The sequence below is a fragment of the Aestuariivivens marinum genome, from assembly GCF_022662175.1.
GTDB classification, from domain to species: Bacteria; Bacteroidota; Bacteroidia; order Flavobacteriales; family Flavobacteriaceae; genus Aestuariivivens; species Aestuariivivens marinum.
Map to the genome: position 1 here is coordinate 1 of NZ_JAKMCR010000001.1, position 20,569 is coordinate 20,569.

General features: G+C 32.7%; 18 protein-coding genes. 8 read left to right on the forward strand and 10 right to left on the reverse strand.

The window, feature by feature from the left end; genetic code table 11:
- Window positions 1–158 precede the first annotated feature (158 nt).
- Window positions 159–2,129, reverse strand: coding sequence for a putative porin (locus MR053_RS00005; protein ID WP_242130495.1), 1,971 nt, complete (start codon window positions 2,127–2,129; stop codon window positions 159–161).
- A gap of 573 nt (window positions 2,130–2,702) precedes the next feature.
- Here MR053_RS00005 and MR053_RS00010 point away from each other — a divergent pair.
- The 5 genes from MR053_RS00010 to ppk2 all read left to right on the forward strand — a co-directional run bounded on the left by MR053_RS00010 (window position 2,703) and on the right by ppk2 (window position 9,577).
- Window positions 2,703–3,302: a ribonuclease HII gene (locus MR053_RS00010; RefSeq protein ID WP_242130496.1), complete on the forward strand. Its 600-nt coding sequence runs from the start codon at window positions 2,703–2,705 to the stop codon at window positions 3,300–3,302.
- 172 nt (window positions 3,303–3,474) lie between these two features.
- Window positions 3,475–5,910, forward strand: coding sequence for a ribonuclease HII (locus MR053_RS00015; RefSeq protein WP_242130497.1), 2,436 nt, complete (start codon window positions 3,475–3,477; stop codon window positions 5,908–5,910).
- A gap of 217 nt (window positions 5,911–6,127) precedes the next feature.
- Window positions 6,128–7,177, forward strand: coding sequence for a nucleoid-associated protein (locus MR053_RS00020; RefSeq protein WP_242130498.1), 1,050 nt, complete (start codon window positions 6,128–6,130; stop codon window positions 7,175–7,177).
- A gap of 119 nt (window positions 7,178–7,296) precedes the next feature.
- Entirely contained in the window at window positions 7,297–8,508 is a 1,212-nt protein-coding gene (locus MR053_RS00025) for a hypothetical protein (RefSeq protein WP_242130499.1), read from the forward strand.
- A gap of 268 nt (window positions 8,509–8,776) precedes the next feature.
- Window positions 8,777–9,577 (forward strand): polyphosphate kinase 2, encoded by an 801-nt coding sequence (gene ppk2 / locus MR053_RS00030; RefSeq protein ID WP_242130500.1) that lies wholly within the window; start codon window positions 8,777–8,779, stop codon window positions 9,575–9,577.
- Here the strand turns inward: ppk2 and MR053_RS00035 are convergent.
- Window positions 9,574–10,284, reverse strand: a complete 711-nt coding sequence (locus MR053_RS00035) for a uracil-DNA glycosylase family protein (protein ID WP_242130501.1) — start codon at window positions 10,282–10,284, stop codon at window positions 9,574–9,576. The genes ppk2 and MR053_RS00035 overlap by 4 nt on opposite strands.
- A gap of 56 nt (window positions 10,285–10,340) precedes the next feature.
- Here MR053_RS00035 and MR053_RS00040 point away from each other — a divergent pair, with 56 nt between their 5' ends.
- Window positions 10,341–10,475 carry a 30S ribosomal protein THX gene (locus MR053_RS00040; protein WP_223552172.1) on the forward strand — a complete coding sequence of 45 codons (135 nt, stop codon included), beginning with the start codon at window positions 10,341–10,343 and terminating at the stop codon, window positions 10,473–10,475.
- Between the two features lies 1 nt (window position 10,476).
- Here MR053_RS00040 and MR053_RS00045 read toward each other — a convergent pair whose 3' ends face one another.
- The 4 genes from MR053_RS00045 to MR053_RS00060 all read right to left on the reverse strand — a co-directional run bounded on the left by MR053_RS00045 (window position 10,477) and on the right by MR053_RS00060 (window position 13,927).
- Window positions 10,477–11,199, reverse strand: coding sequence for a hypothetical protein (locus tag MR053_RS00045; RefSeq protein ID WP_242130502.1), 723 nt, complete (start codon window positions 11,197–11,199; stop codon window positions 10,477–10,479).
- A gap of 189 nt (window positions 11,200–11,388) precedes the next feature.
- Complete coding sequence (gene yaaA, locus MR053_RS00050; RefSeq protein ID WP_242130503.1) at window positions 11,389–12,147, reverse strand: peroxide stress protein YaaA; 759 nt, start codon at window positions 12,145–12,147, stop codon at window positions 11,389–11,391.
- 174 nt (window positions 12,148–12,321) lie between these two features.
- Complete coding sequence (locus MR053_RS00055) at window positions 12,322–13,371, reverse strand: RluA family pseudouridine synthase (protein WP_242130504.1); 1,050 nt, start codon at window positions 13,369–13,371, stop codon at window positions 12,322–12,324.
- Between the two features lies 1 nt (window position 13,372).
- Window positions 13,373–13,927: a PASTA domain-containing protein gene (locus tag MR053_RS00060; protein ID WP_242130505.1), complete on the reverse strand. Its 555-nt coding sequence runs from the start codon at window positions 13,925–13,927 to the stop codon at window positions 13,373–13,375.
- Between the two features lie 269 nt (window positions 13,928–14,196).
- Between MR053_RS00060 and MR053_RS00065 the strand changes: the two genes are divergently transcribed.
- Both MR053_RS00065 and coaD read left to right on the forward strand, forming a co-directional pair.
- Complete coding sequence (locus MR053_RS00065) at window positions 14,197–15,171, forward strand: D-alanine--D-alanine ligase (protein WP_242130506.1); 975 nt, start codon at window positions 14,197–14,199, stop codon at window positions 15,169–15,171.
- Window positions 15,172–15,190: 19 nt separating this feature from the next.
- Window positions 15,191–15,646, forward strand: a complete 456-nt coding sequence (coaD, locus tag MR053_RS00070) for a pantetheine-phosphate adenylyltransferase (protein WP_242130507.1) — start codon at window positions 15,191–15,193, stop codon at window positions 15,644–15,646.
- Between the two features lie 106 nt (window positions 15,647–15,752).
- Here the strand turns inward: coaD and MR053_RS00075 are convergent, their stop codons facing one another.
- The 4 genes from MR053_RS00075 to MR053_RS00090 form a co-directional block, all read right to left on the reverse strand.
- Window positions 15,753–17,504 (reverse strand): hypothetical protein, encoded by a 1,752-nt coding sequence (locus MR053_RS00075; protein ID WP_242130508.1) that lies wholly within the window; start codon window positions 17,502–17,504, stop codon window positions 15,753–15,755.
- Between the two features lie 37 nt (window positions 17,505–17,541).
- Window positions 17,542–19,200 carry a SulP family inorganic anion transporter gene (locus MR053_RS00080; protein ID WP_242130509.1) on the reverse strand — a complete coding sequence of 553 codons (1,659 nt, stop codon included), beginning with the start codon at window positions 19,198–19,200 and terminating at the stop codon, window positions 17,542–17,544.
- Between the two features lie 82 nt (window positions 19,201–19,282).
- Window positions 19,283–19,666, reverse strand: coding sequence for a hypothetical protein (locus MR053_RS00085; protein WP_242130510.1), 384 nt, complete (start codon window positions 19,664–19,666; stop codon window positions 19,283–19,285).
- A gap of 255 nt (window positions 19,667–19,921) precedes the next feature.
- Window positions 19,922–20,503: an NUDIX hydrolase gene (locus MR053_RS00090; protein WP_242130511.1), complete on the reverse strand. Its 582-nt coding sequence runs from the start codon at window positions 20,501–20,503 to the stop codon at window positions 19,922–19,924.
- Window positions 20,504–20,569: the final 66 nt, after the last annotated feature.

Consider the following 20,569-nt stretch of genomic DNA (forward strand, 5'->3'; position numbering starts at 1 on the left):
TTTTTTGCCCCTAAGCAATCCCCGCAAAAAAAAACAGGACCGACTATACACTTGTCGCAACCAATAGGGGTAGACAAAAACATTGTAGAAAACCGTGAAGGATCAGGAAAACTTTAAACCAACACCATTTAACCACAAAACAAAGTGTCACACTAACACTACAAGAAAAAGTTCCAGACCAAGCCAAAGCGAACTACAAAATCTCGATAAGGATAATTTGGAGCCGAATAATAATTGTATCCTGTTATTGTCGGGTTAAAATGTTCAGCCTTTAAAAATATTCTGGTTTGGCGAATCTTAGCATTTACAAAAAAGTCAAGCCTTGGAAACCCTCCATATTCTTTTTCATTCTGCACATAAAACTCAGCTAATAGGGGATTGTAGGCATCCATATAATATTTGGTAAAATAATTTAAAGTGACACCTGCCTGTAAAAACATGGCCTTTTTGAATAAGTGGCTTGAAAAGTATAAGGTATTACGAGTTATAAGTTGAGGGACATTATATATGTTATTATCATTTTGAACATTTTGATATAACACTGTATTGTTTAAAGCAAACTTACCGTACTTAAGTTCATTGACAAGTTTAATCCTCAAATACGAAATAGACTCTGAGGATTGAAAAGGCCTAACAAAACTGGTTTGTGTGTCTTCAGCAAAATACACATAATCGTTTACGGTTGAATAATCGACTGCAATATCTAAATAGTCTTTATATTTTATTTGAAATGCCAATTGCTGGGATTCTATATTATTAAAACCATTTTGCCAGTTGTAGTTAATATATTTACTTTGGTACAACAACATATTATAATTAGGTGCATGAGCATTATGGTTAATAGATGCTTTAGCAAAAACATCCTCTTTTAATTTAAACGTTGCATCAGCTCTTAAAAAATTACCTTCAAAATCACCCGAAACATTTAATCCCATTTCACCTTGCAATTCAAATTTCTTAAACTGTTTACGGTATTTTCCACCGGCACTTAAAATTTCTCCCTTTAACCTATTTATAATTGTTGTATTGTTTCCCTCGTCCCTAAATAGCGAATTATAGCCATAATTATAATTGTTATGGCTTACATTAAATTGCAAATCACCAATAATATCATTACTATAATTAAGGCTTAGTTGATTGTAAAAGTTTTCTAGGGTCACTTTATCTTTTATTGCACTTGACGATGCAACTCCAAAAATACTATTTGCGGCAGTTTGATTATATTCATAGAATTTATCTTTAAAGGACATAATGTGCCTTATACTGAGCTTGTTCTTAGAGAGTGAGTCTTTTTTTCTAATAATGTTATATATATGGTCTATATGAAATCTTTTACCTTTTAAAATACTTTCAGCATTTTCAAAATTCACTTCCAAGAGCGATCGGTCTATAAATTCGGGCACACCGTTCTCAAAGTTATCAATCATATCACCTCTTAAACCACCATTTTCCTGATTAAGTAAATCCTGCATGACTATATGTCCTCGAAAATGGTAAAGCTTCTTTTTGGTTGAATAATTTGTAGTGAACCTAAAATTACCTGTACTGGTTAATTGATGCTGATAATTCCCTAGAGACCTTAATCCTTTATAGGCTATTGAAAAATTGAATTGAGGTGATGTGTTAACGGTAAAAAACGAATCGGCCAACTGTCCCTGTTCGAAAGCTGTTTTAAAAAACAACTCGGTTAATGGGGTTGGCACTCTATAATAATTAATGTCCTCTATTTCCATATAATTATAATGCCTGGCACGAGCACCAAACTTTGGAATTAAATCGGTACTTTGGAAATCTTGAGTAAGACGATTATAAGTTTGCCCTAAGTTTGCAAAAGGAATTAAACCAAAATTATCCTTTCTTAGGTAATTGAATTTATATTCCTTTTTAATGGTAAGTGTTGTGTCAACATGTACAGTGTCGTTTAAATGTGATATAATAAGATAGTCTTCAATTTTAGCATTGACATTTTTAATATTTTTAATACCAGTACTTTTTCTTTGGGCTCCGCTAAGTGTATCATGTCGCCTATCAAAACTATCGAATTCCTCTTCTGGTCTGAATCGTCTTTCCTGTGCTTCAATAACATTAAATAAACTTAATAAAACGCCTATTAAAATTATTTTCCTCATTCTATAATTTATGTTACAATTGAGAATTAACACCAATATTCAACCAATTAACTTTTCTAAACATAGTATTATTTTAAAGATAAATCCTTATTTATTCGCAACAAAAGTAATTATTTGAACGATAAATGAGATGAATTATTTAAACAAAGAAAGCCGATAAAATTTTTATCGGCTTTCTTTTGTTTATCATCTTAAAAAGACAACAATTCGAATATTTAATTTGAGTTAGTCGATTACAAACATCGAAATATTATCTTAAATATCCAAAAAAAAAAGTTAAAAAAATATTAAAAATCAATCTTATTATTAAATAATTAACGATATAAATAACATTCTTTTACATATATTCAAAAAATATAGCACTTATGTTGAATTATTTTTAAAAATAATTGTAAAAAATTCATTATTTTATGCGTGCATAACAATCACAAATAAACATTAAAATAATTCGCTATGACGAAAATATTTTCAACAGCTTATAGATATTACTTTTTAGTTTTAGGGAGCAGCTAATGCCTAAAATATTTTTTAAATTTATATTTAATCCCATAGATTTGACAATTAAAATTTTCAATGCTTTTACCAAATTATTCAGGTTATGTTTTAGAGTGTGGCACCGATGAAGCTGGAAGGGGGTGTTTGGCTGGGCCTGTTACTGCAGCTGCCGTACTTTTACCTGAAAATTTTGAAAATGAACTTTTAAACGATTCAAAACAACTTTCTGAAACTAAACGCTTCTTACTAAAACCGGTTATTGAGCAACAGGCCTTAAGTTTTGGGGTAAGTCATATTTTTCAAGAAGAAATAGACTCTATTAATATTTTAAATGCTTCTATTCTAGGAATGCATAAGGCTATTTCAAAATTACAACCGCCTCCAATGTTCATTATTGTTGATGGAAATAAGTTTAAACCTTACCCTAATATACAGCATAAAACCATAGTGAAAGGAGATTCTAAATTTTTAAGTATTGCTGCCGCTTCGGTTTTAGCTAAAACTTACAGAGATCTATATATGGATACCATACATGAAGAGTACCCTATGTATAATTGGAAACAAAATAAAGGTTATCCAACCAAGGAGCATCGTGAAGCTATAAAAAAATATGGTATAACAAAATACCACAGAAAATCGTTTAGATTACTTTCCGAACAATTAAAATTAGAATTTTAACCCATCAAAATAGATTCGTTTCTTCCTAAAAAACTATATTTTACATCTTAAAACTTCACAAAGTTCAGCTTCAGTTGAGTAACCACTTTGCTAGTCCATATAATTTTTCATTTAGCCTTTATCAATTTTCAAATGAAAAAATTCATGTACTTTTGTATAAACCAATTTATTTATGAGATTTTTTTGTTTTGCTCTTGCCACAACCCTTATTTTAAGCTGTTCCAATTCCAAAACAAATCGCTCAAACCCCATCCATTATCTGCCAGAACAAGCTACGGTAATTATAGGATTCAACTCTGTAGAAAGCTTAAAAAGTAGCATTAAAAACAACGATTTTTTAAATCATTTTTCAAACACAACATCCTATAGTGATCTTGCTTCTAAACTAAGGTTTTGTGAATTGTTAAACCCTAAAAGCAAACTCATTTTAGGAATAGGCAAAAACAAACAGGATAGCTTGTTTTTTTCATTGGTGACCAAGTATCATAAAGGTTTATTTGTTAGGGATTCTTTACAAAATTATATTGAGGAAACTTTAAAGTATAACAACAAAACCATTATTAAATCAACATTAAATAAAGAAATTATATATAGTACATTTATTGATAGCATATTTATGGTTTCTTCTTCAGAATCAATTATTGAAGAAGCCCACAAACAGGTAATTATTGATGATATGTTGGAAAAAATTAATAGTACTATGGGATCTGATAAAGCAGTATCTTGCATAATAAAACCTAACAACCCATTTTTTAAATCGTTATTTATTAACGATTCTTTGTCTTATAATAGATTTACAAATTATACGGCATTGGAAGTAGACATAAATCAAAACAAAATAACCTTTAATGGTATTACCAAGGCCATAGATTCAACTATGAGCATAATTAATGTTTTTAAACATACCATCCCCCAGGAAAATCAAGTTCAGCTTATTGCGCCATCTAACAGTGATGGTTTTATGAGCTTTACATTTCATGATTTTAATACACTTAAAAATAACCTTACACAATTCAACCAAAAAGATTCAATTATAGAACAATATAACAGTCTATTTGAAAACATTATTGAAGTTGGCGTTATTTATCAAGGTAAAAGTCAAGCCGTTGTATTGAATTCTATTGATGTTATAGCTACTACTGATGCCTTGTTGGCAGAACAAACCAAAGCAGATACTTATAGGCAAGTTGACATCTTTAATTTTAGCCAGTTCGATGTATTTTCCAAAACTTTTCAGCCTTTAATTACACACAGTAATTTTTATTTTTATTGTGTTTTAGATTCTTTTTTTGTGTTTGCTGATACCATGGACATGCTCCAAAACATTATTGCCAATTACCAAAACAAAACAACTCTAAGTGAGTTTACACCCTACAAAGATAACCAAGAGGGTTTAAGCAGTGCATCTTCCTTAATGTTTGTAGCTAATGGTGAAACCCTAAAAAATGTTGTTTCCAAAAACATTGAAGACAACTTAAGTTTTAACCTAAATAATTATAAAACATCGGTGCTCCAGTTTGTTTATGATTCTAATTTTGCACATGTAAATGGCATTATAAGTAAAAACAAAGCTAGAGCCATTGAACAAGCTGTTACAGAAGAATTTAGTATAAAATTGGATAGCGATTTATTGAACAGTCCACAATTTGTAACCAATCACAGGACCCGAGAAAAGGAAATTGTAGTACAGGATATTAAAAACAACTTGTATTTAATTTCCAACCAAGGAAAAATTCTTTGGAAAAAACAATTACACGGCCCAGTTTTAGGTAATATTGAGCAAATTGATATTTACAAAAACGGAAGACTCCAATTAGCATTTACTACTCCCCACCGCCTTTATATCATTGATAGAAATGGCAAGGATGTAGCCCCATTCCCTGGTAAGTTTAATGATGAAATAACGCAACCGCTTTCGGTTTTTGATTATGACCGAAATAAAAATTACAGATTGTTGGTTACTCAAGGTAAAAACTTGTTAATGTATGATAAAAGAGCAAAACCAGTTTCTGGATTTATATTTAAAGGCACTAATGATGATGTAATTTACCAACCACAACATTTTAGGATTGGAAGTAAAGATTACCTAACCATTAAAACTAAAAACAAGGTCCACATTTTGGATCGCACAGGTAGGAACAGAGTCACTCCAAAAACAAATAGTGACTATTCCAACGAAGCCATATATTTATATAAAGATAAATTCACTACCACAAGCATTGACGGCAAACTAATAACCATAGATACCAAAGGCAATACAGCTTTCCAAGATTTAAATCTTTTAGCACAGCATCACATCTATACCTCATCAAAAACCTTGGTAACCCAAAGTGATAACAAACTTTCCATTAAGAGTAAAACCAGAGAGTTAGATTATGGTAACTATTCGCCACCTAAATTGTTTTACATAAATGATAAAATTTATGTTACCCTAACCGATTTACAAGCCCAAAAAATATACTTATTCGATAGTCAAAATGAAATGTTGCCCAACTTTCCAGTTTATGGTAATTCTTTAATAGACTTGGATAATATAGATAAGGACAGAAACCTTGAGTTTGTAACCAAAGGGGATAATAATACCATAATCCTATACCAAATAAATTAAGTATTATAAAAAACCCAATACATCATTGTTACATATCCTTAAGTTATTCTTATATTTAAACCAGCTATTAATCAATCCGTTACAAAATAAACCAAAACTTTTTCCAATTAAAAAACAAGTCCTCAAATCTAGGGCGTCAAAACACCTGTTTTGGCGCTCACTTTTTTTGTATGCTTTACAATTATTTTAATAGTATTGTATTCTTAAAATACAGACTATGATTTCACGAAAAAACGCTACAATTTCAAAATTCATTATACATAAAGTTGGTAATAAATTTAACGACACTAAAAATGCCTTTTCGGAAAAGGCAATTGATTTCGACGAGGTAAGCCACGACCTTATGCTACCATTTTTACTTAGGCCATTTGGCAGTATTGTACAAAGTTACCGGTTTAACCACCACGCCAATATTTCTCTTAATGAAATTAATATCTATGCGTCTCAAATTTTTGATAACGAAGATGCTTTTATAGACGTCTCTAAACATATCGTTACCCACCTTTACGAACAATCGACCTCAGCCCAAATAAAAACCGGGGATGTTTTGGTCGTGCTGTTCGAAGGTATACAATTTGATGAGATGACCACCAATGCTTTGGGCATTTTTAAAATTGAAAATAAGGTTAACTTCTTCCAAACCTATCTGGAAAACAACAGTTATGATGTATTAGTACAAAAAGGCATAAGCTCAAAAAAAGTAGATAAAGGCTGCCTTATTTTTAACCAAAGTGATGTAGAAGGCAATATTGTATTAAGTGTAGATAATAATAATTATGATGCCCAATACTGGATCAACCAGTTTTTGAACATTAAATTTGCCGATGATGCCAACAACCACACCCAACAATACCTAACATTGTGTAAGGACTTTTCTTCAGAAATCATTAAAACCAGCTACGGTGCTCAGGAACAAAATAGTTTTTTAGCAAAAACCATCGACTTTTTTAAGGAAAATGACGTGGTACATTTTGAACGGTTTAAGGAAGAACTGTTTGAAGAGGACAAGCACAAAAAACAATTTGACGATTACAAAAAAGAGTTCGAGAACGAGCAGAATGTAGTGCTTAGAAATCAGTTTGATGTGGCCGAAGCCGTTTTAAATAAAGAAAAGAAAAAGATTAAAACAGACATTAAGCTAGATACCCACATACAAATTAAACTGGATATTGATGCTCCCGATGCCTCTACCGAATATTTAGAACGCGGTTACGACAACGACAAAAAAATGCACTATTATAAAGTGTATTTTAATGCTGAAGCCTAGCCTAGTAAAAACACAGTGGTTTTTTACAGTCTTTGTTTTCTGTAAGTTTATTACCTATGTTTACAGTAATATATTAAAAATAAACGCACTAATGTTGTTCTCTTGATACTTGCAAGCAGATGAAGAAACCACACATAACCATAATTCCTTTCTTATTGTTGTTTCAGACTATGTTTTCCCAAACGAAAGAAATAAAAGGAGACACCGTTTATTGGTACAAAAGAAATATTGAGTTTCAAAAAACTTTGGACTTAAAAGATTTTGAAAAGTCACAAGATGAATTCAATTTTAGATTTTGGAATCACGGACAAGTAATTGAAATTTCAAAAGATAGTTCTGAAATATCTGGCTCAATTGTCAATTATATTTATCACACTAAAAAACCTAACAAAAGTCAAAGAGAAACACTTACTAGTAAAACTCTACTGACATCACAACAATCAAAAAATATTTATGACATTGTAAAGAACTCTAAAATTTTAGAATTACCGTCAGATGAAAATATAGAGAAATGGAGCCAAGGAATGGACGGAATCACCTATATCATAGAGCATTCCGACAAAAAAAGTTACTGGTTAAAAACTTACTGGACACCGACTTCACAAGACACAATTCCAGAAGCAATTATTGTGTTAGATTTAGTAAAAAAACTGTCGGACACATTAAACCTAAAAGATGTTTACAATTCATTTAAAAAATCATTACCAAAGAAGGGTTGTTATAATTCTGGAGGAATGGTAAATATGTGTTATTTATCAAATTCTTTTGAGCTAGGATATAGCGGAGCTACGAAATTACCTTTAGGCTTCTTTTCATCCTATTCTGCTACATACATAGGTGAAACAAAAATAAACGGAAGCGCTTCATTACAGTATAATTTTGACAACAATGGATTTCATCATCTAAACCTTCAAATTGCCAAATGGAATATTTTTTACAAAAACTCAAGTCTATCCGATTACATAGCATATAATTATCAGAATAGAATTCTTGATTTAAATGACATAAAAAATGAATTTGAAAATCATCAATTGAAGTACGGCTTGAATCTAAAAAAGAACTTTAGTATAGGTGTTGGATTAGACTATTTAAGTAAGAATTATGATAAAATCGGAGGCCTTTTACATGCTTCTAAATGGTTTTCTGAACCCAAAATAAGCACGACATTTTCAACATCAATATTCGACAGTCGAATTAATTACAAAGCTGAAATCTTTAAGGATATCAACTTTAACAATGCATTCCTTGTAAACAGAATTTCTTTAGGAGTAGCTTACGAGGATTTTATGGAATATAAAGATTTGTACTTTAGCTTTAGGGTACTGATTTAAGAAATACCAGAAGTCAACAATCGCTCCTATACTTAATACGAGTTGAAGTGCTAAACCAAAGTTTCAACTTTTTTAACCGCTCGCAGTTTAGATTTTTATGAATAGAAAAACAACAAATATAAAAACGGCTCGCTACAGTTAGTGCAATATTGAAAACTACCGATTTCAATTCCTCAATACGCATATCTGAACCGTAAGACAGACTAAAATTTCTATTTGCAAAAAAATTATACTGTTACCATTTTCTTTTTTTATTAACTTGGTGGACATGAAACCATCAAACAACAACACCTCTAATAATACAACTTTCGATTACGATAAAGAACTGTCAAAATTACATGTAGAATTAGTACACCTACAAGAGTGGGTTAAGAACCAAGGGTTAAAAGTGGTTATTATTTTTGAAGGTAGGGATGCCTCCGGAAAAGGCGGTACTATAAAACGATTTACCGAACCATTAAATCCACGTGTGTGCAAAGTTGTTGCCCTTGGTGTACCCACAGAAAAAGAAAGGACCCAATGGTATTTTCAGCGCTATGTTGAACATTTGCCTCATGCTGGTCAAATTGTACTTTTCGATAGGAGTTGGTACAATCGTGCCGGCGTTGAAAAAGTTATGGGCTTTTGTACCGATGAAGAATACAGGGAGTTTTTACGCTCTTGTCCCGAGTTTGAACGTATGCTAGTGCGTTCGGGAATCGTTCTTTTAAAATACTGGTTTTCGGTAAGTGACGAAGAACAGGAAAAACGTTTTAAAAACCGCATTAAAAGTCCTTTAAAACGTTGGAAATTTAGTCCTATGGATTTAGAATCGCGTTCCCGTTGGTTAGAATATTCGAAAGCCAAAGATACCATGTTTGCCCATACCGATACCAAACAAGTACCGTGGTATGTGGTGAATTCAGACAATAAGAAAAAGGCACGACTTAATTGCATAAGTCATGTGCTAAGCAAAATACCTTATGAAAAAATGAATATTGAACCCATAGAACTCCCCGATTTACCAGATTACCATGCTTATGTGCGCCCACCCATGGATTACCAAACGTTTATTCCTGAGAAGTATTAGAAAAACTCCCGATACTGCATCACTCGAAAATCGAATGTATTGAATTTAGGGTTTTTGGTTTTAAGCTGTTTGTAAAGTGGGATGTTACCTATGGCCCTATTTGCACTTCCCGAAGCAGAGGTTAAGGATACGGTTTTGATGATTCTTTGCTTTTTTTGAACTGCATTTTGGGATTCATCGCCAGAACTCTCGGGATCTGAATAACAAGGTAATTCAAATTGATGAATTCTAGGAATCCCACTTGAAACCAACTTCAACTTTATATTATGTTCCTTGATGTGTTTTCTAAAGAAATATTCAGGACCATTTTTACTATTACCTCCTGTAAACAAAATGGTGTGAATACTTGGGTACTGTTTTAAATAAGCTAACAGATTACGTAACTTAACCTGTTGCATACCTAAATCGGAAGCATCCATTTTTTCTCGCACACAGCTTTCAACAATATCGCAAACCCCAATTTTATGATCTACTAAAAATTGTTTTCGTTGATCTATTGCTTCTTGGGAATTATCATAATGCAGTTTCAACCTGTAAATAGCATCAGTATAGAGCCACAGTGAATTATAATAACTGCCATAACAAAAATTAACGTCCTTTTCTAAAAGCTCTCCTGTTGAAAACCGTGGTGGTGGCAAGGTCCCCACAATAAGTTTTTGGGTATCATATTGAATAAATGGCGCGTATGGATGTTGGTGTTTGAACAAAGACTTGACTTTCTCGTAATTTTTATTATTTTATGAAAAACTAAAATATACTTTTTATGGGAAAAGGCGATAAAAAAACAAAACGTGGTAAAATTAACCGAGGTACTTTTGGCGTAAGACGTCCGAGGATTAAGAAAAAACCATCCGTTGAGACTAAAATCAATGTAGGTAATAAAGCACAGGCTAAATAGATTACAGCTCCGATAATATTTTTTCAACTTCCATCATTGTTGATTTGTATTGACGCTTATTAAACTTTGTCATGTGTTGGGATTCTTTTTGAATCTCCTCCAATATTTCTTTAGCATCACTTACTTTGTTTCTGCTTATTAAAAATTTGGCTAAAACAAGTCGTTCTTCATAAAACGAGTATCTTATATCTATTTGTCTTAAATGGTTTTCTGCGGCGTCTAAATCGTCTAACTTTTCTAGAGCTAGACCGTATATGAATTGGGTTCTTGATTTTTTAAATTCGGCTTGGTCTTTAATTCTTTCGCCATAATCCATGACCTTATCATAAACCTCAGCCCAAAAATAGGTTTCAATTAATTTACTTACTACATAAAAGTCGTTTTGAGTACTATCCTCTAAAGCTTCAAGATAATGGGGAAGTGCATTATTATAATCCTTTATTTCAAGATAAGCATCGGCCAAATTAACCCTGTTTTGATAGGATTCTGAAAATTGTAACCGTTTCTCTAGATCAACAATCTTTTTTGTTGGATTAATAATATGTGTTATTTCATTAGTAATTTTTTCTGCATCACTCCTATTATAAACTTTAAGAATGATATAAATTATACATCCTATTAGCGGAAAGAATAAGATTAGAAAAACCCAATAGTAATTGGATCTGTGCTTATAAAAATGATACAAACAAAAGGCTTGAAGCACAATGATTAAATACCAGTACATAAAAGTTTAGACTCTTTTAATTTCAAAAAATGTAAATCTAGAGAAAATTCTTAATGTATGGAACTTAATTTTTTTTGTCAAGATTTTAATAGAAGATTATTAGTTGTATATCTAAAGATAGTGTCTCCTATCTGCCTAGTTACAATTTCGCAAAGGCACCTTTAATTTTTTCTGAAGAACTATCTAAACTCACCTAATAAATACCAACTCATTTTCAGACGACATAGGCTCACTAAAATTATAACCTTCATAATTAAACCCCTTAATATCATCTAATGTGTTGGCGTTGGTATCCACAATATAACGGGCCATAAAACCACGGGCGAGTTTGGCATAGGTCATAATCGTTTTGTACTCCCCGTTTTTAAAATCCTTAAAATTGGCAGTTACTACAGGCACCTTTAAAGCTTTAGCATCAATGGCCTTAAAATATTCATTACTAGCGAGGTTTAGGAACAATTCACCATCTTCCAGTTCTTCATTTAAAGCTTTTACAATATCCTTTTTCCAGAACTCATAAAGGTTTTTGTTTTTGCCAACGGGTAATTTGGTTCCCATTTCCAAACGGTAGGGTTGTATTAAATCGGTTGGCTTAAGCAATCCATAAAGTCCGGACAATATGCGGACCTTCTCCTGCAATATGCCAACCTTATCTACAGGAATGGTATAGGCATCCAGTCCACGGTAAACATCACCACTAAAGGCATAAATAGCTGGTCTAGCATTTTCTGCAGTAAAAGGCAATCCCCATGATTGGTTACGCTCATAATTTAACTGTCCCAAAGCATCGGATATACTCATTAGTTTCGAAAGGGTTTTAGCCGATTTTTTACGAAGCACTTTATTCAATCGTTCCGACTGAATTAAAAATTGAGGTTGCGTGTGGACATCTATGGGTAGCTGACTTTCAAAATCCAGTGACTTTGCTGGTGATAATACTAACTTCATAATCTTAAAATAGGTTTATGACCCAAATTTACAATTCCTTGCTTATAATCGAAAAAAGGTATTATAAATTTTGCCAATTGGGGTATAAAGACAAAAAACAGTTGGCAGTTTGAGTCACTGTCTCAATATTAAAAAAATAAAAGTTCTGAAATTTTTAATTTTGAACTTGAACCCTTAAGTCTCTTCTTCCAAATCCTGATGCTTGGCATAGCTGCGCCACTTTTCAATACACTGTTGCATATCGTCTGGTATTGGAGTATCGAACTGCATGAATATGCCTGTTTTTGGATGTTTAAACCCTAAAGTTTTAGCATGGAGTGCTTGTCTTGGTAATACTTTAAAACAATTTTCCACAAACTGTTTATATTTGGTAAAAGTTGTTCCTTTTAAGATTTTTTCACCACCATAACGTTCGTCATTAAACAAGGTATGCCCTATGTGTTTCATATGTACCCGTATTTGGTGTGTGCGCCCTGTTTCTAATTTACAGGACAACAAGGTTACATAACCCAAACGCTCCAAAACTTTAAAATGCGTAATTGCTGGTTTTCCTTTTTCAGCTTCATCACCAAGAAAAACAGTATTTTGCAACCGGTTTTTTGGATGCCTACCTATATTACCCTCCACAGTACCTTCATTGGCTTCAACATTCCCCCAAACCAAAGCAACATACTCACGCTCACTGGTCTTCTCTGCAAATTGAAGGGAAAGGTCATTCATGGCCTTTTCGGTTTTGGCAATCACTAGTAAACCACTAGTATCTTTATCTATTCGGTGTACCAATCCTGGACGTTCACTGGAATTGTTGGGCAGATTGTCAAAACGATAAATCAAGGCATTAATCAGAGTACCCGAATAATTGCCATGACCTGGATGCACAACCATTCCTGAAGGTTTATTCACTACCAAAAGCTGATCATCTTCATAAACCACATCAATAGGAATATTTTCTCCCACCAATAAGTTTTCGTGTGGTGGATGGGTAAACAAGACCCGTATATGATCATTGGGTTTTACCTTGTAATTCGATTTTACCGGAGTGCCGTTAACAACAATACTCCCGTTTTTAGCAGCTGCCTGAATTTTATTTCGGGTGGCATTTTCTACAAAATTCATCAAATATTTATCGATACGTAAAGGCGACTGGCCTTTATCTACAGTAAAGGCATAATGCTCATAAAGATTATCATCGTCGTCTGGAAGCTGTGGAGTGTAATCGTCCATATCAAGGTCTGTTACCATTACCAAGTACCAAATCGATTACTGAAGTTTTTGGTAGTTTATCCCCTGATTTTATAGGATGACCTTTATGTGATAAACCTAAAACAATATCCTTTCCAATATTGTCCTTATAAGTTAATTTACCAATCTTAAACTCTAATGCTTCTAAAGTACTTTTTGCCAACCTAAATGTTTTGTCTTCTAAATTAGGCACTAAAATCTTACGATACCCAGAAGGATTAAGTGTTAAATAAATCTTTCTATTTTCCTTTACCTTGGTTCCAGATTTAGGATCTTGGTCGATGACCGAAAACTTGGGGTAATCAGGATTGAAATTAGCTGAATCCTGAATTTGCATAACTAAATTATTGTCTTTTAGTTCCAATTCTGCCACGCTAATAGACTTTCCCGTTAGGTCCGGAACCGTTTCAAATTCGCCATGGTTGGTTGACGACTTAAGCCATCGGAGCATAATAAAGCTTATTACCACAACCGCAATAACGGCCAAAATTATTTGTTTAAGAAAGTCTTTACTAGTAAGGAATTTTACAAGGCTCATTTAATGGATTTACTTTGTAGCAAATATATAAAAACAGTTGTGTTTTTTCTTTTGCAATTTATATGATATTTTAGCTTAACTTACAATAGATACGTTTTATTGTGGTTTTTAGATGGTATTTAATTAAATTATATGAAATGAACATAAACAAATTAAAATTTTTGCTTTACTACCGAAACAATTAATTTTTTATGCGAAAGCACAACGGCTCATTTGAGCAGATTTTTTTTGTTCGTTTTATTTTCAATGAAATAAAAATTTTAAAATAGATGAATAAAAACATCGCCATAATTATGGGCGGATATTCGAGTGAACATCAAATTTCCCTAAAAAGCGGCAATGTCGTTTTTGAAACCCTAGACTCTAGTAAGTATACGGCTTATCGCATTCACATCTTTAAAGACAAATGGGTTTATGTTGATGAAAATAATGCCGAATTCCCTATTGACAAAAATGATTTTTCTGTCACTATTAACCACAATAAAATTACTTTCGATTGTGTATTTAATGCCATTCATGGAACACCTGGTGAAGATGGGTATATGCAGTCCTATTTTCATTTATTAAACATTCCGCAAACCAGTTGTAATATGTATCAAGCCAGCTTAACCTTTAACAAACGGGATTGTTTAAGTGTTTTAAAACCTTATGGTATTAAAACAGCAGAATCATTTTACCTGAATTTAGGTGATGCTGTTAATGAAAATGACATTATCAATAAAGTAGGACTCCCTTGCTTTGTAAAAGCCAATAAGGCTGGAAGTAGTTTTGGAGTCACCAAAGTGCACCATCAATCAGAATTACAAAATGCCATTGAGGTAGCCTTTAGGGAAGATAATGAAATTATTATCGAATCGTTTTTAGATGGCACCGAAGTTTCGGTTGGTGTTATAAAGTACAAAGGCAAGACCAAAGTTTTACCCATTACCGAAATTGTTTCCGAAAATGATTTTTTTGATTACGAAGCCAAATATTTAGGAAAATCTCAAGAAATAACCCCTGCACGTTTAACAAAAGAACAAGAGGATAAAGTAAATACTGTTGCCAAAAAAGTTTACGATATTTTAAAACTTAAAGGATTTAGTCGTAGTGAATACATTTTTAAAGATGGTGAACCCCATTTACTTGAGGTAAATACGGTACCTGGATTAACTAAGGAAAGTATCTTACCGCAACAGGCCGCTGCAGCCGGGATAAGCCTTCCTGAACTTTTTGATAATGCCATTGTAGAAGCTTTAAAATAAAAGTTGTAATTTTAAATTCATGAAACGCGCATTATTTCCAGGATCTTTTGATCCCTTAACATTGGGGCACTACGATATTATAAAACGTGGCGTGACGCTTTTTGATGAAATTATTGTGGCTATTGGTGTCAATTCTGACAAAAAATATATGTTCACCCTTGGTGAACGCAAGCGGTTTATTGAAGAAGCTTTTGCCGATGAACCCAAAATAAAAGTGGTTACATATAAAGGGCTAACGGTTGATTTTTGTAAAGAAATAGGCGTTGATTTTATTTTACGAGGATTGCGAAATCCTGCAGATTTTGAATTTGAAAAAGCTATTGCACATACCAACCGCGACCTTGCTCCTATTGAAACTGTTTTTCTGTTAACCTCTGCCCAAACCTCTTACATAGCCTCTTCTATTGTTCGGGATGTGATTAGGAATGGTGGAGATTATACAAAATTAGTGCCCAGTAGTGTTAAAGTAAACTAACCCTTTCACATTATTATTGTAGACTAATTTTTAAATCAATATTTATTAGTATAAGGCTGTCAATATAAACCCAAAAGAAAAACCAAAGCTATAGTATAAAATTTTTCTATTCAAATTTATTATTCAACTCTTCAGAGAGTTTGTACATTCCACTACTTGGCGAATAATAATTATTTTGAACACTACCAGAAAAGTACAATTGATTATCAAAAGAATAATATTCAAAATCACTGTCGTTTAGAATGCTGTTTAAAGTGAAATCAAATACTGGGGTTTCTATATCCTGCAACTTATATACAGTTTTTGTTCTTGTAACCGAATTAACAATAATGACATAGCAAGAATCATTTACAAAAACATAATTAGGACTTTCTGAGTTGAAATGTTTTACCAATTCAAAATTTGAATTAGTGGGGTTAAACCTATATAAACTATAATAAACAAAAGAACCTATAGTATAAGTGGCAATATAAGTATCTCCTTTGTAATCAAAAGGCTGCTCTCCATAAAACACCTTATCATCAGACTCTACTTCTTCCCAAACTGGATCTACTGAGTATAGACTTAACTTATATAAATCTTGATGATTGAAATTCGTTGATGCATCTACACCTTTTCCAACGTATAAAAATCCGTTATTAATAAAAAGAACTGGGGAAACCCTAACTGTATCGCTTGGAATACTTGCAATTTCTCCAATTGAAAAGTCATTTAGATCGATTTTAAAAATCCTATTATTACCATAGCTTTCAAAGGCATAAAATACCCCATTAACTATTTGGGAAAAATTAAAACCATAAGCTTTAACTTTAATTCTTTCATCTTTAACCCATAACCTCTTAGCCATATCAAATCGCCATATATAGTAAAAAGGGGGAGTGTCTTGACTATCTGTTTCTGGCGACATTAGATACATTTCGCCATTAAAAACTAAATGCCTAGATACTGGTGAAACTGTATGGTTTCTAGAAAAAAGAATATGATTAGACACTATTTTTGTATCAAGCAATTGACGTACTTTCATCCCAGCCGTTTCGTAAGAAACACTATTAATTTTAAAATTACTATAAGGTCCAAAAGGAATGAACAAATCTAAATTACCACTTTTATCATTATGATAGACTTTAGTATTTAAGGTATCGTTTATTAAAATTTCTGAATATTCTGAATCGGGGTTGAAATTAACCCCCTTTAGGATATTTCCTGTAGTACCTATTAATACTTCAGAGGGGAAACTAATTATTTCGGGAGATTTTAATTTTAAACCGCTATAAACGACCTCCTGTAATTGGGCTCCAATTTTAATTAAAACATTTTTTTGATCAATGTCATTAGGAACAATAATCTCTAAAGAGTCTAACGAAACAAATGAAGGGATAACACTTTGTTGATTTAAATAAGCTTTAACAAAGTTATAATCATTATCAAAATTATTGCCGTAAACCCACACTGTTTCACTAAACGTAACTTGTTGTGTACTCAAGCCATTTATTACCGGTTTTTTTAATTTGAAATTTGAAGAATATATTAACGAATCTTTGGATCTTGTATAAATAGTAAATATAGATTCTATCTTATCTAAAGTTCTTGGAACATTTACCAAAAGCGTGTCATCGTTTTTTAAACTTCCATACGTTTCTTTATCATTAAAATAAAACACTAGTGAATCTAAAAAAAAACCTTCTCCTTTCACGTAAATATCTTCACCAAGAAGTCCTTCTTTATCAGAATTTAAATTTACAGGAATATATATCTTAGGAGGTAATTCTTCTTTACTATTAGTTTCTTCAATCACTTCAACTCTAACACATGACCATAAAGCCAGTAAAACTAAAACAGTAAGATTTTGCTTTATCATTGAGATGTGTTTTTTACCACATAACAAATCTAACAAATTAAAGCTTATACTCTCTCAGTCCTTTAGTGAACGCTTCAGGGTTTTCGGCCAAGTAATAACGTGGATCATCAATAGCTTCAACAATAACTTCTCTAAACTTAGGGCTTGATTTGTAAAGCAATACTTTACAGTCTTCGCTTAAATGGGTGAGTTTAATCTGCTTTCCAGCAGCTTCATATTTATTTACCAAATTGAATATTGCCTCGATGGCCGAATGGTCACTTACACGAGATTCAATAAAATCGACTTCAACCTTATCTGGATCGTTATTTACATCAAACTTTTCGTTAAAAGCAATTATGGATCCAAAAAATAACGGCCCCCAAATCTCATATACTTTGGTGCCATCATCCTTCATACGTTTACGGGCACGTATACGCTTGGCATTTTCCCAAGAGAAAACCAAAGCACTTATAATCACCCCAGAGATTACCGCAATGGCTAAATCGAAAATTACTGTTAATGATGAAACTGCTACCAAAACAATAACATCACTTACAGGAATTTTGTTCAATATCCTAAAGCTACTCCAAGCAAAGGTACCTATAACCACCATAAACATAACCCCTACCAAAGCAGCAATAGGAATTTGTTCAATATAGGCTGATGCAAATAGAATAAACATGAGCAAAAGTACAGCAGCAACAATTCCAGACAACCGAGTTCGCCCACCCGATTTTATATTGATTAATGACTGACCAATCATGGCACAGCCACCCATACCTCCAAAAAGACCAGTAATAATATTGGCACCACCTTGTGCCATACATTCCTTGTTGGCATTACCCCTGGTTTCGGTGAGTTCGTCAACCAAGTTAAGGGTCATTAGCGACTCAATTAAACCAATAGCCGCCAAAATGATGGCATAAGGCCCAATAAAGGCTAAAGTCTGCATATTAAAAGGCACCTTACCAAAAATATCCCATTGAAATTGGGGTAAGCCCCCTTTTAAGCCTTCACCACCACCATCTCTAATAAAACTCCCAACGGTAGCGACATCCAACTTTCCAAAAATTACAACCGCTGAAATAACAAGAATCCCTATTAAAGCCTCAGGTAACTTTGCTGTTGCCTTCATTTTTGGTAATACCCACATAATTAACATGGTTAAACCCACCAAACTTAACATCAACCAAAATTCACCGTTTGAAAATAATGCTGAAAACCAAGTACTCGGATTTACCCAAAATGAAATTTCATTAGTTATTTGTGGAAACATTTTTAATTGGGCCAAAAATATCACAATGGCCAATCCGTTAACAAAACCCATCATTACAGGATGCGGAATAAGTCTAACAAACTTACCGAGCTTAAATACACCCGCCAACATTTGTATAATTCCCATTAAAATAACTGTAGCAAACAAATAATACAAACCAAGATTTTCACCATCTGCTCCCATAGCATTACTTTCGGCCACAAGGCTTACCATAACCACAGCTAAAGCACCCGTAGCGCCACTAATCATGCCCGGTCGGCCCCCAAAAACTGACGTTACCAAACCAATCATGAATGCAGCATAAAGCCCCACCAAAGGATCTACCCCTGCAACAAAAGCGAAAGCTACAGCTTCAGGCACTAAGGCCAAGGCCACTGTAATCCCGCTTAAAATATCATCTTTGGCATTAGCTGCACGCTTTCTAATAAACTCAGTCATAATGGTTTGCTTAAAAAGCGGCAAATTTAAGGTTAATAAATAGAAGCACAAACCTTGTAAAGGTAATTTACTGGAAAGTTAACTAAAACGTTTGAAAATGGTATTGCTCCTGTAACCATTGTAAGGCTTCTGTCCTATTTTGAAATAATTCAATATTCCATTTATAATTACCATTTACATTAATTAATGTACGGGTGGACATTTCTCCTCCATATGTAGACAGCAATACCGCCATGGCCTTTATTTCCTTTAAATTAGCAATTATTTTTTGGGCATTGAACGTATAGGTGTATGAATACTTTTTATTAATTAATAACAAAAAAGGAGGGGTTAAGGAATTGAGTAGGAAATCATGGTATTCATCAACCATAATTTCATCAAAAATTATACCTTCATCTACAATAACCTCTGCAAGATTTTTATTTAAAATTTTAATTTCACCAAAGGACAATTTATAACGCTCCATTAAAAACGATGTTATCGAGAGACTTACATATTAATAAACAGCAAGTTAATGCCGTATACTTATAGCAAATTACAATAACATAAAGTTAAAACATTTTTTATAAATTTCTTTTGTGTAAAAAACTAATTTTTCTGGTTTTTTTGTTAAATATAGCCAGTGGGATTAATTAGATAAATGATAAGTTACCCTATTGGACACAAAATTAAAATATTTATAAATAGTTCGTTACAGTTCTCTGTATGGAGCAGCAAGTCACTAAACCAATAATTTAATATTAGCATAAGAGTTTTCTAGTGCTTTATTGATTTGCCCGTTGTTCAACCATTCTACTTTAGTTATACCCTCATTTTCTTGAGCTACCAAATCGCCAGCGAAACTGGTCTTCATTTGAAACCAATGAGTAACTTTAATTTTATGCCTACCATTTCTTTTAAAAATATGGTAAGTCGTATCTAACGGCTTAACAATCTTAAGACCAGCTACACCTGTTTCTTCAGCAACTTCTCTTAATGCAGTTCTTTCAATGGATTCACTTCCCTCAATTTTACCTTTAGGCAAATCCCATTTGTCGTTTCGGTAAATGAATAAAATTTCGTCATTATCATTATAGACCTTACCTCCCCCAGCAATTACATTAGGTAATTTTTTCAAAAACTTTTTAAGTAGTTTTTCCTTGTTATTATGGATTAGACGAACTTCCTTTAAATCGGTTTTATTAAGCTCTTTTATTACTTTACCTATGTTTACCGTGTTTAACAAATAGTTTCTAAATCCGTTTTCCAATTCAACTTTATCTGTTAAAACAATGGGTTTATCTCCAACAAAAACTTGATACATTATAAATGTCTTCGGTTAGGTTTTGGTAAAAATATCATTTTTAAGCACAATTTTTAAATTGTTAAA

What these genes read in the sequence shown, in the direction of transcription:
- MR053_RS00005 (WP_242130495.1), bottom strand. Translation starts at nt 2,129, where the DNA reads ATGAGGAAAATAATTTTAATAGGCGTTTTATTAAGTTTATTTAATGTT.
- MR053_RS00010 (WP_242130496.1), top strand. Translation starts at nt 2,703, where the DNA reads ATGCTTTTACCAAATTATTCAGGTTATGTTTTAGAGTGTGGCACCGAT.
- MR053_RS00015 (WP_242130497.1), top strand. Translation starts at nt 3,475, where the DNA reads ATGAGATTTTTTTGTTTTGCTCTTGCCACAACCCTTATTTTAAGCTGT.
- MR053_RS00020 (WP_242130498.1), top strand. Translation starts at nt 6,128, where the DNA reads ATGATTTCACGAAAAAACGCTACAATTTCAAAATTCATTATACATAAA.
- MR053_RS00025 (WP_242130499.1), top strand. Translation starts at nt 7,297, where the DNA reads ATGAAGAAACCACACATAACCATAATTCCTTTCTTATTGTTGTTTCAG.
- ppk2 (WP_242130500.1), top strand. Translation starts at nt 8,777, where the DNA reads ATGAAACCATCAAACAACAACACCTCTAATAATACAACTTTCGATTAC.
- MR053_RS00040 (WP_223552172.1), top strand. Translation starts at nt 10,341, where the DNA reads ATGGGAAAAGGCGATAAAAAAACAAAACGTGGTAAAATTAACCGAGGT.
- MR053_RS00045 (WP_242130502.1), bottom strand. Translation starts at nt 11,199, where the DNA reads ATGTACTGGTATTTAATCATTGTGCTTCAAGCCTTTTGTTTGTATCAT.
- yaaA (WP_242130503.1), bottom strand. Translation starts at nt 12,147, where the DNA reads ATGAAGTTAGTATTATCACCAGCAAAGTCACTGGATTTTGAAAGTCAG.
- MR053_RS00055 (WP_242130504.1), bottom strand. Translation starts at nt 13,371, where the DNA reads ATGGACGATTACACTCCACAGCTTCCAGACGACGATGATAATCTTTAT.
- MR053_RS00060 (WP_242130505.1), bottom strand. Translation starts at nt 13,927, where the DNA reads ATGAGCCTTGTAAAATTCCTTACTAGTAAAGACTTTCTTAAACAAATA.
- MR053_RS00065 (WP_242130506.1), top strand. Translation starts at nt 14,197, where the DNA reads ATGAATAAAAACATCGCCATAATTATGGGCGGATATTCGAGTGAACAT.
- coaD (WP_242130507.1), top strand. Translation starts at nt 15,191, where the DNA reads ATGAAACGCGCATTATTTCCAGGATCTTTTGATCCCTTAACATTGGGG.
- MR053_RS00075 (WP_242130508.1), bottom strand. Translation starts at nt 17,504, where the DNA reads ATGATAAAGCAAAATCTTACTGTTTTAGTTTTACTGGCTTTATGGTCA.
- MR053_RS00080 (WP_242130509.1), bottom strand. Translation starts at nt 19,200, where the DNA reads ATGACTGAGTTTATTAGAAAGCGTGCAGCTAATGCCAAAGATGATATT.
- MR053_RS00085 (WP_242130510.1), bottom strand. Translation starts at nt 19,666, where the DNA reads ATGGAGCGTTATAAATTGTCCTTTGGTGAAATTAAAATTTTAAATAAA.
- MR053_RS00090 (WP_242130511.1), bottom strand. Translation starts at nt 20,503, where the DNA reads ATGTATCAAGTTTTTGTTGGAGATAAACCCATTGTTTTAACAGATAAA.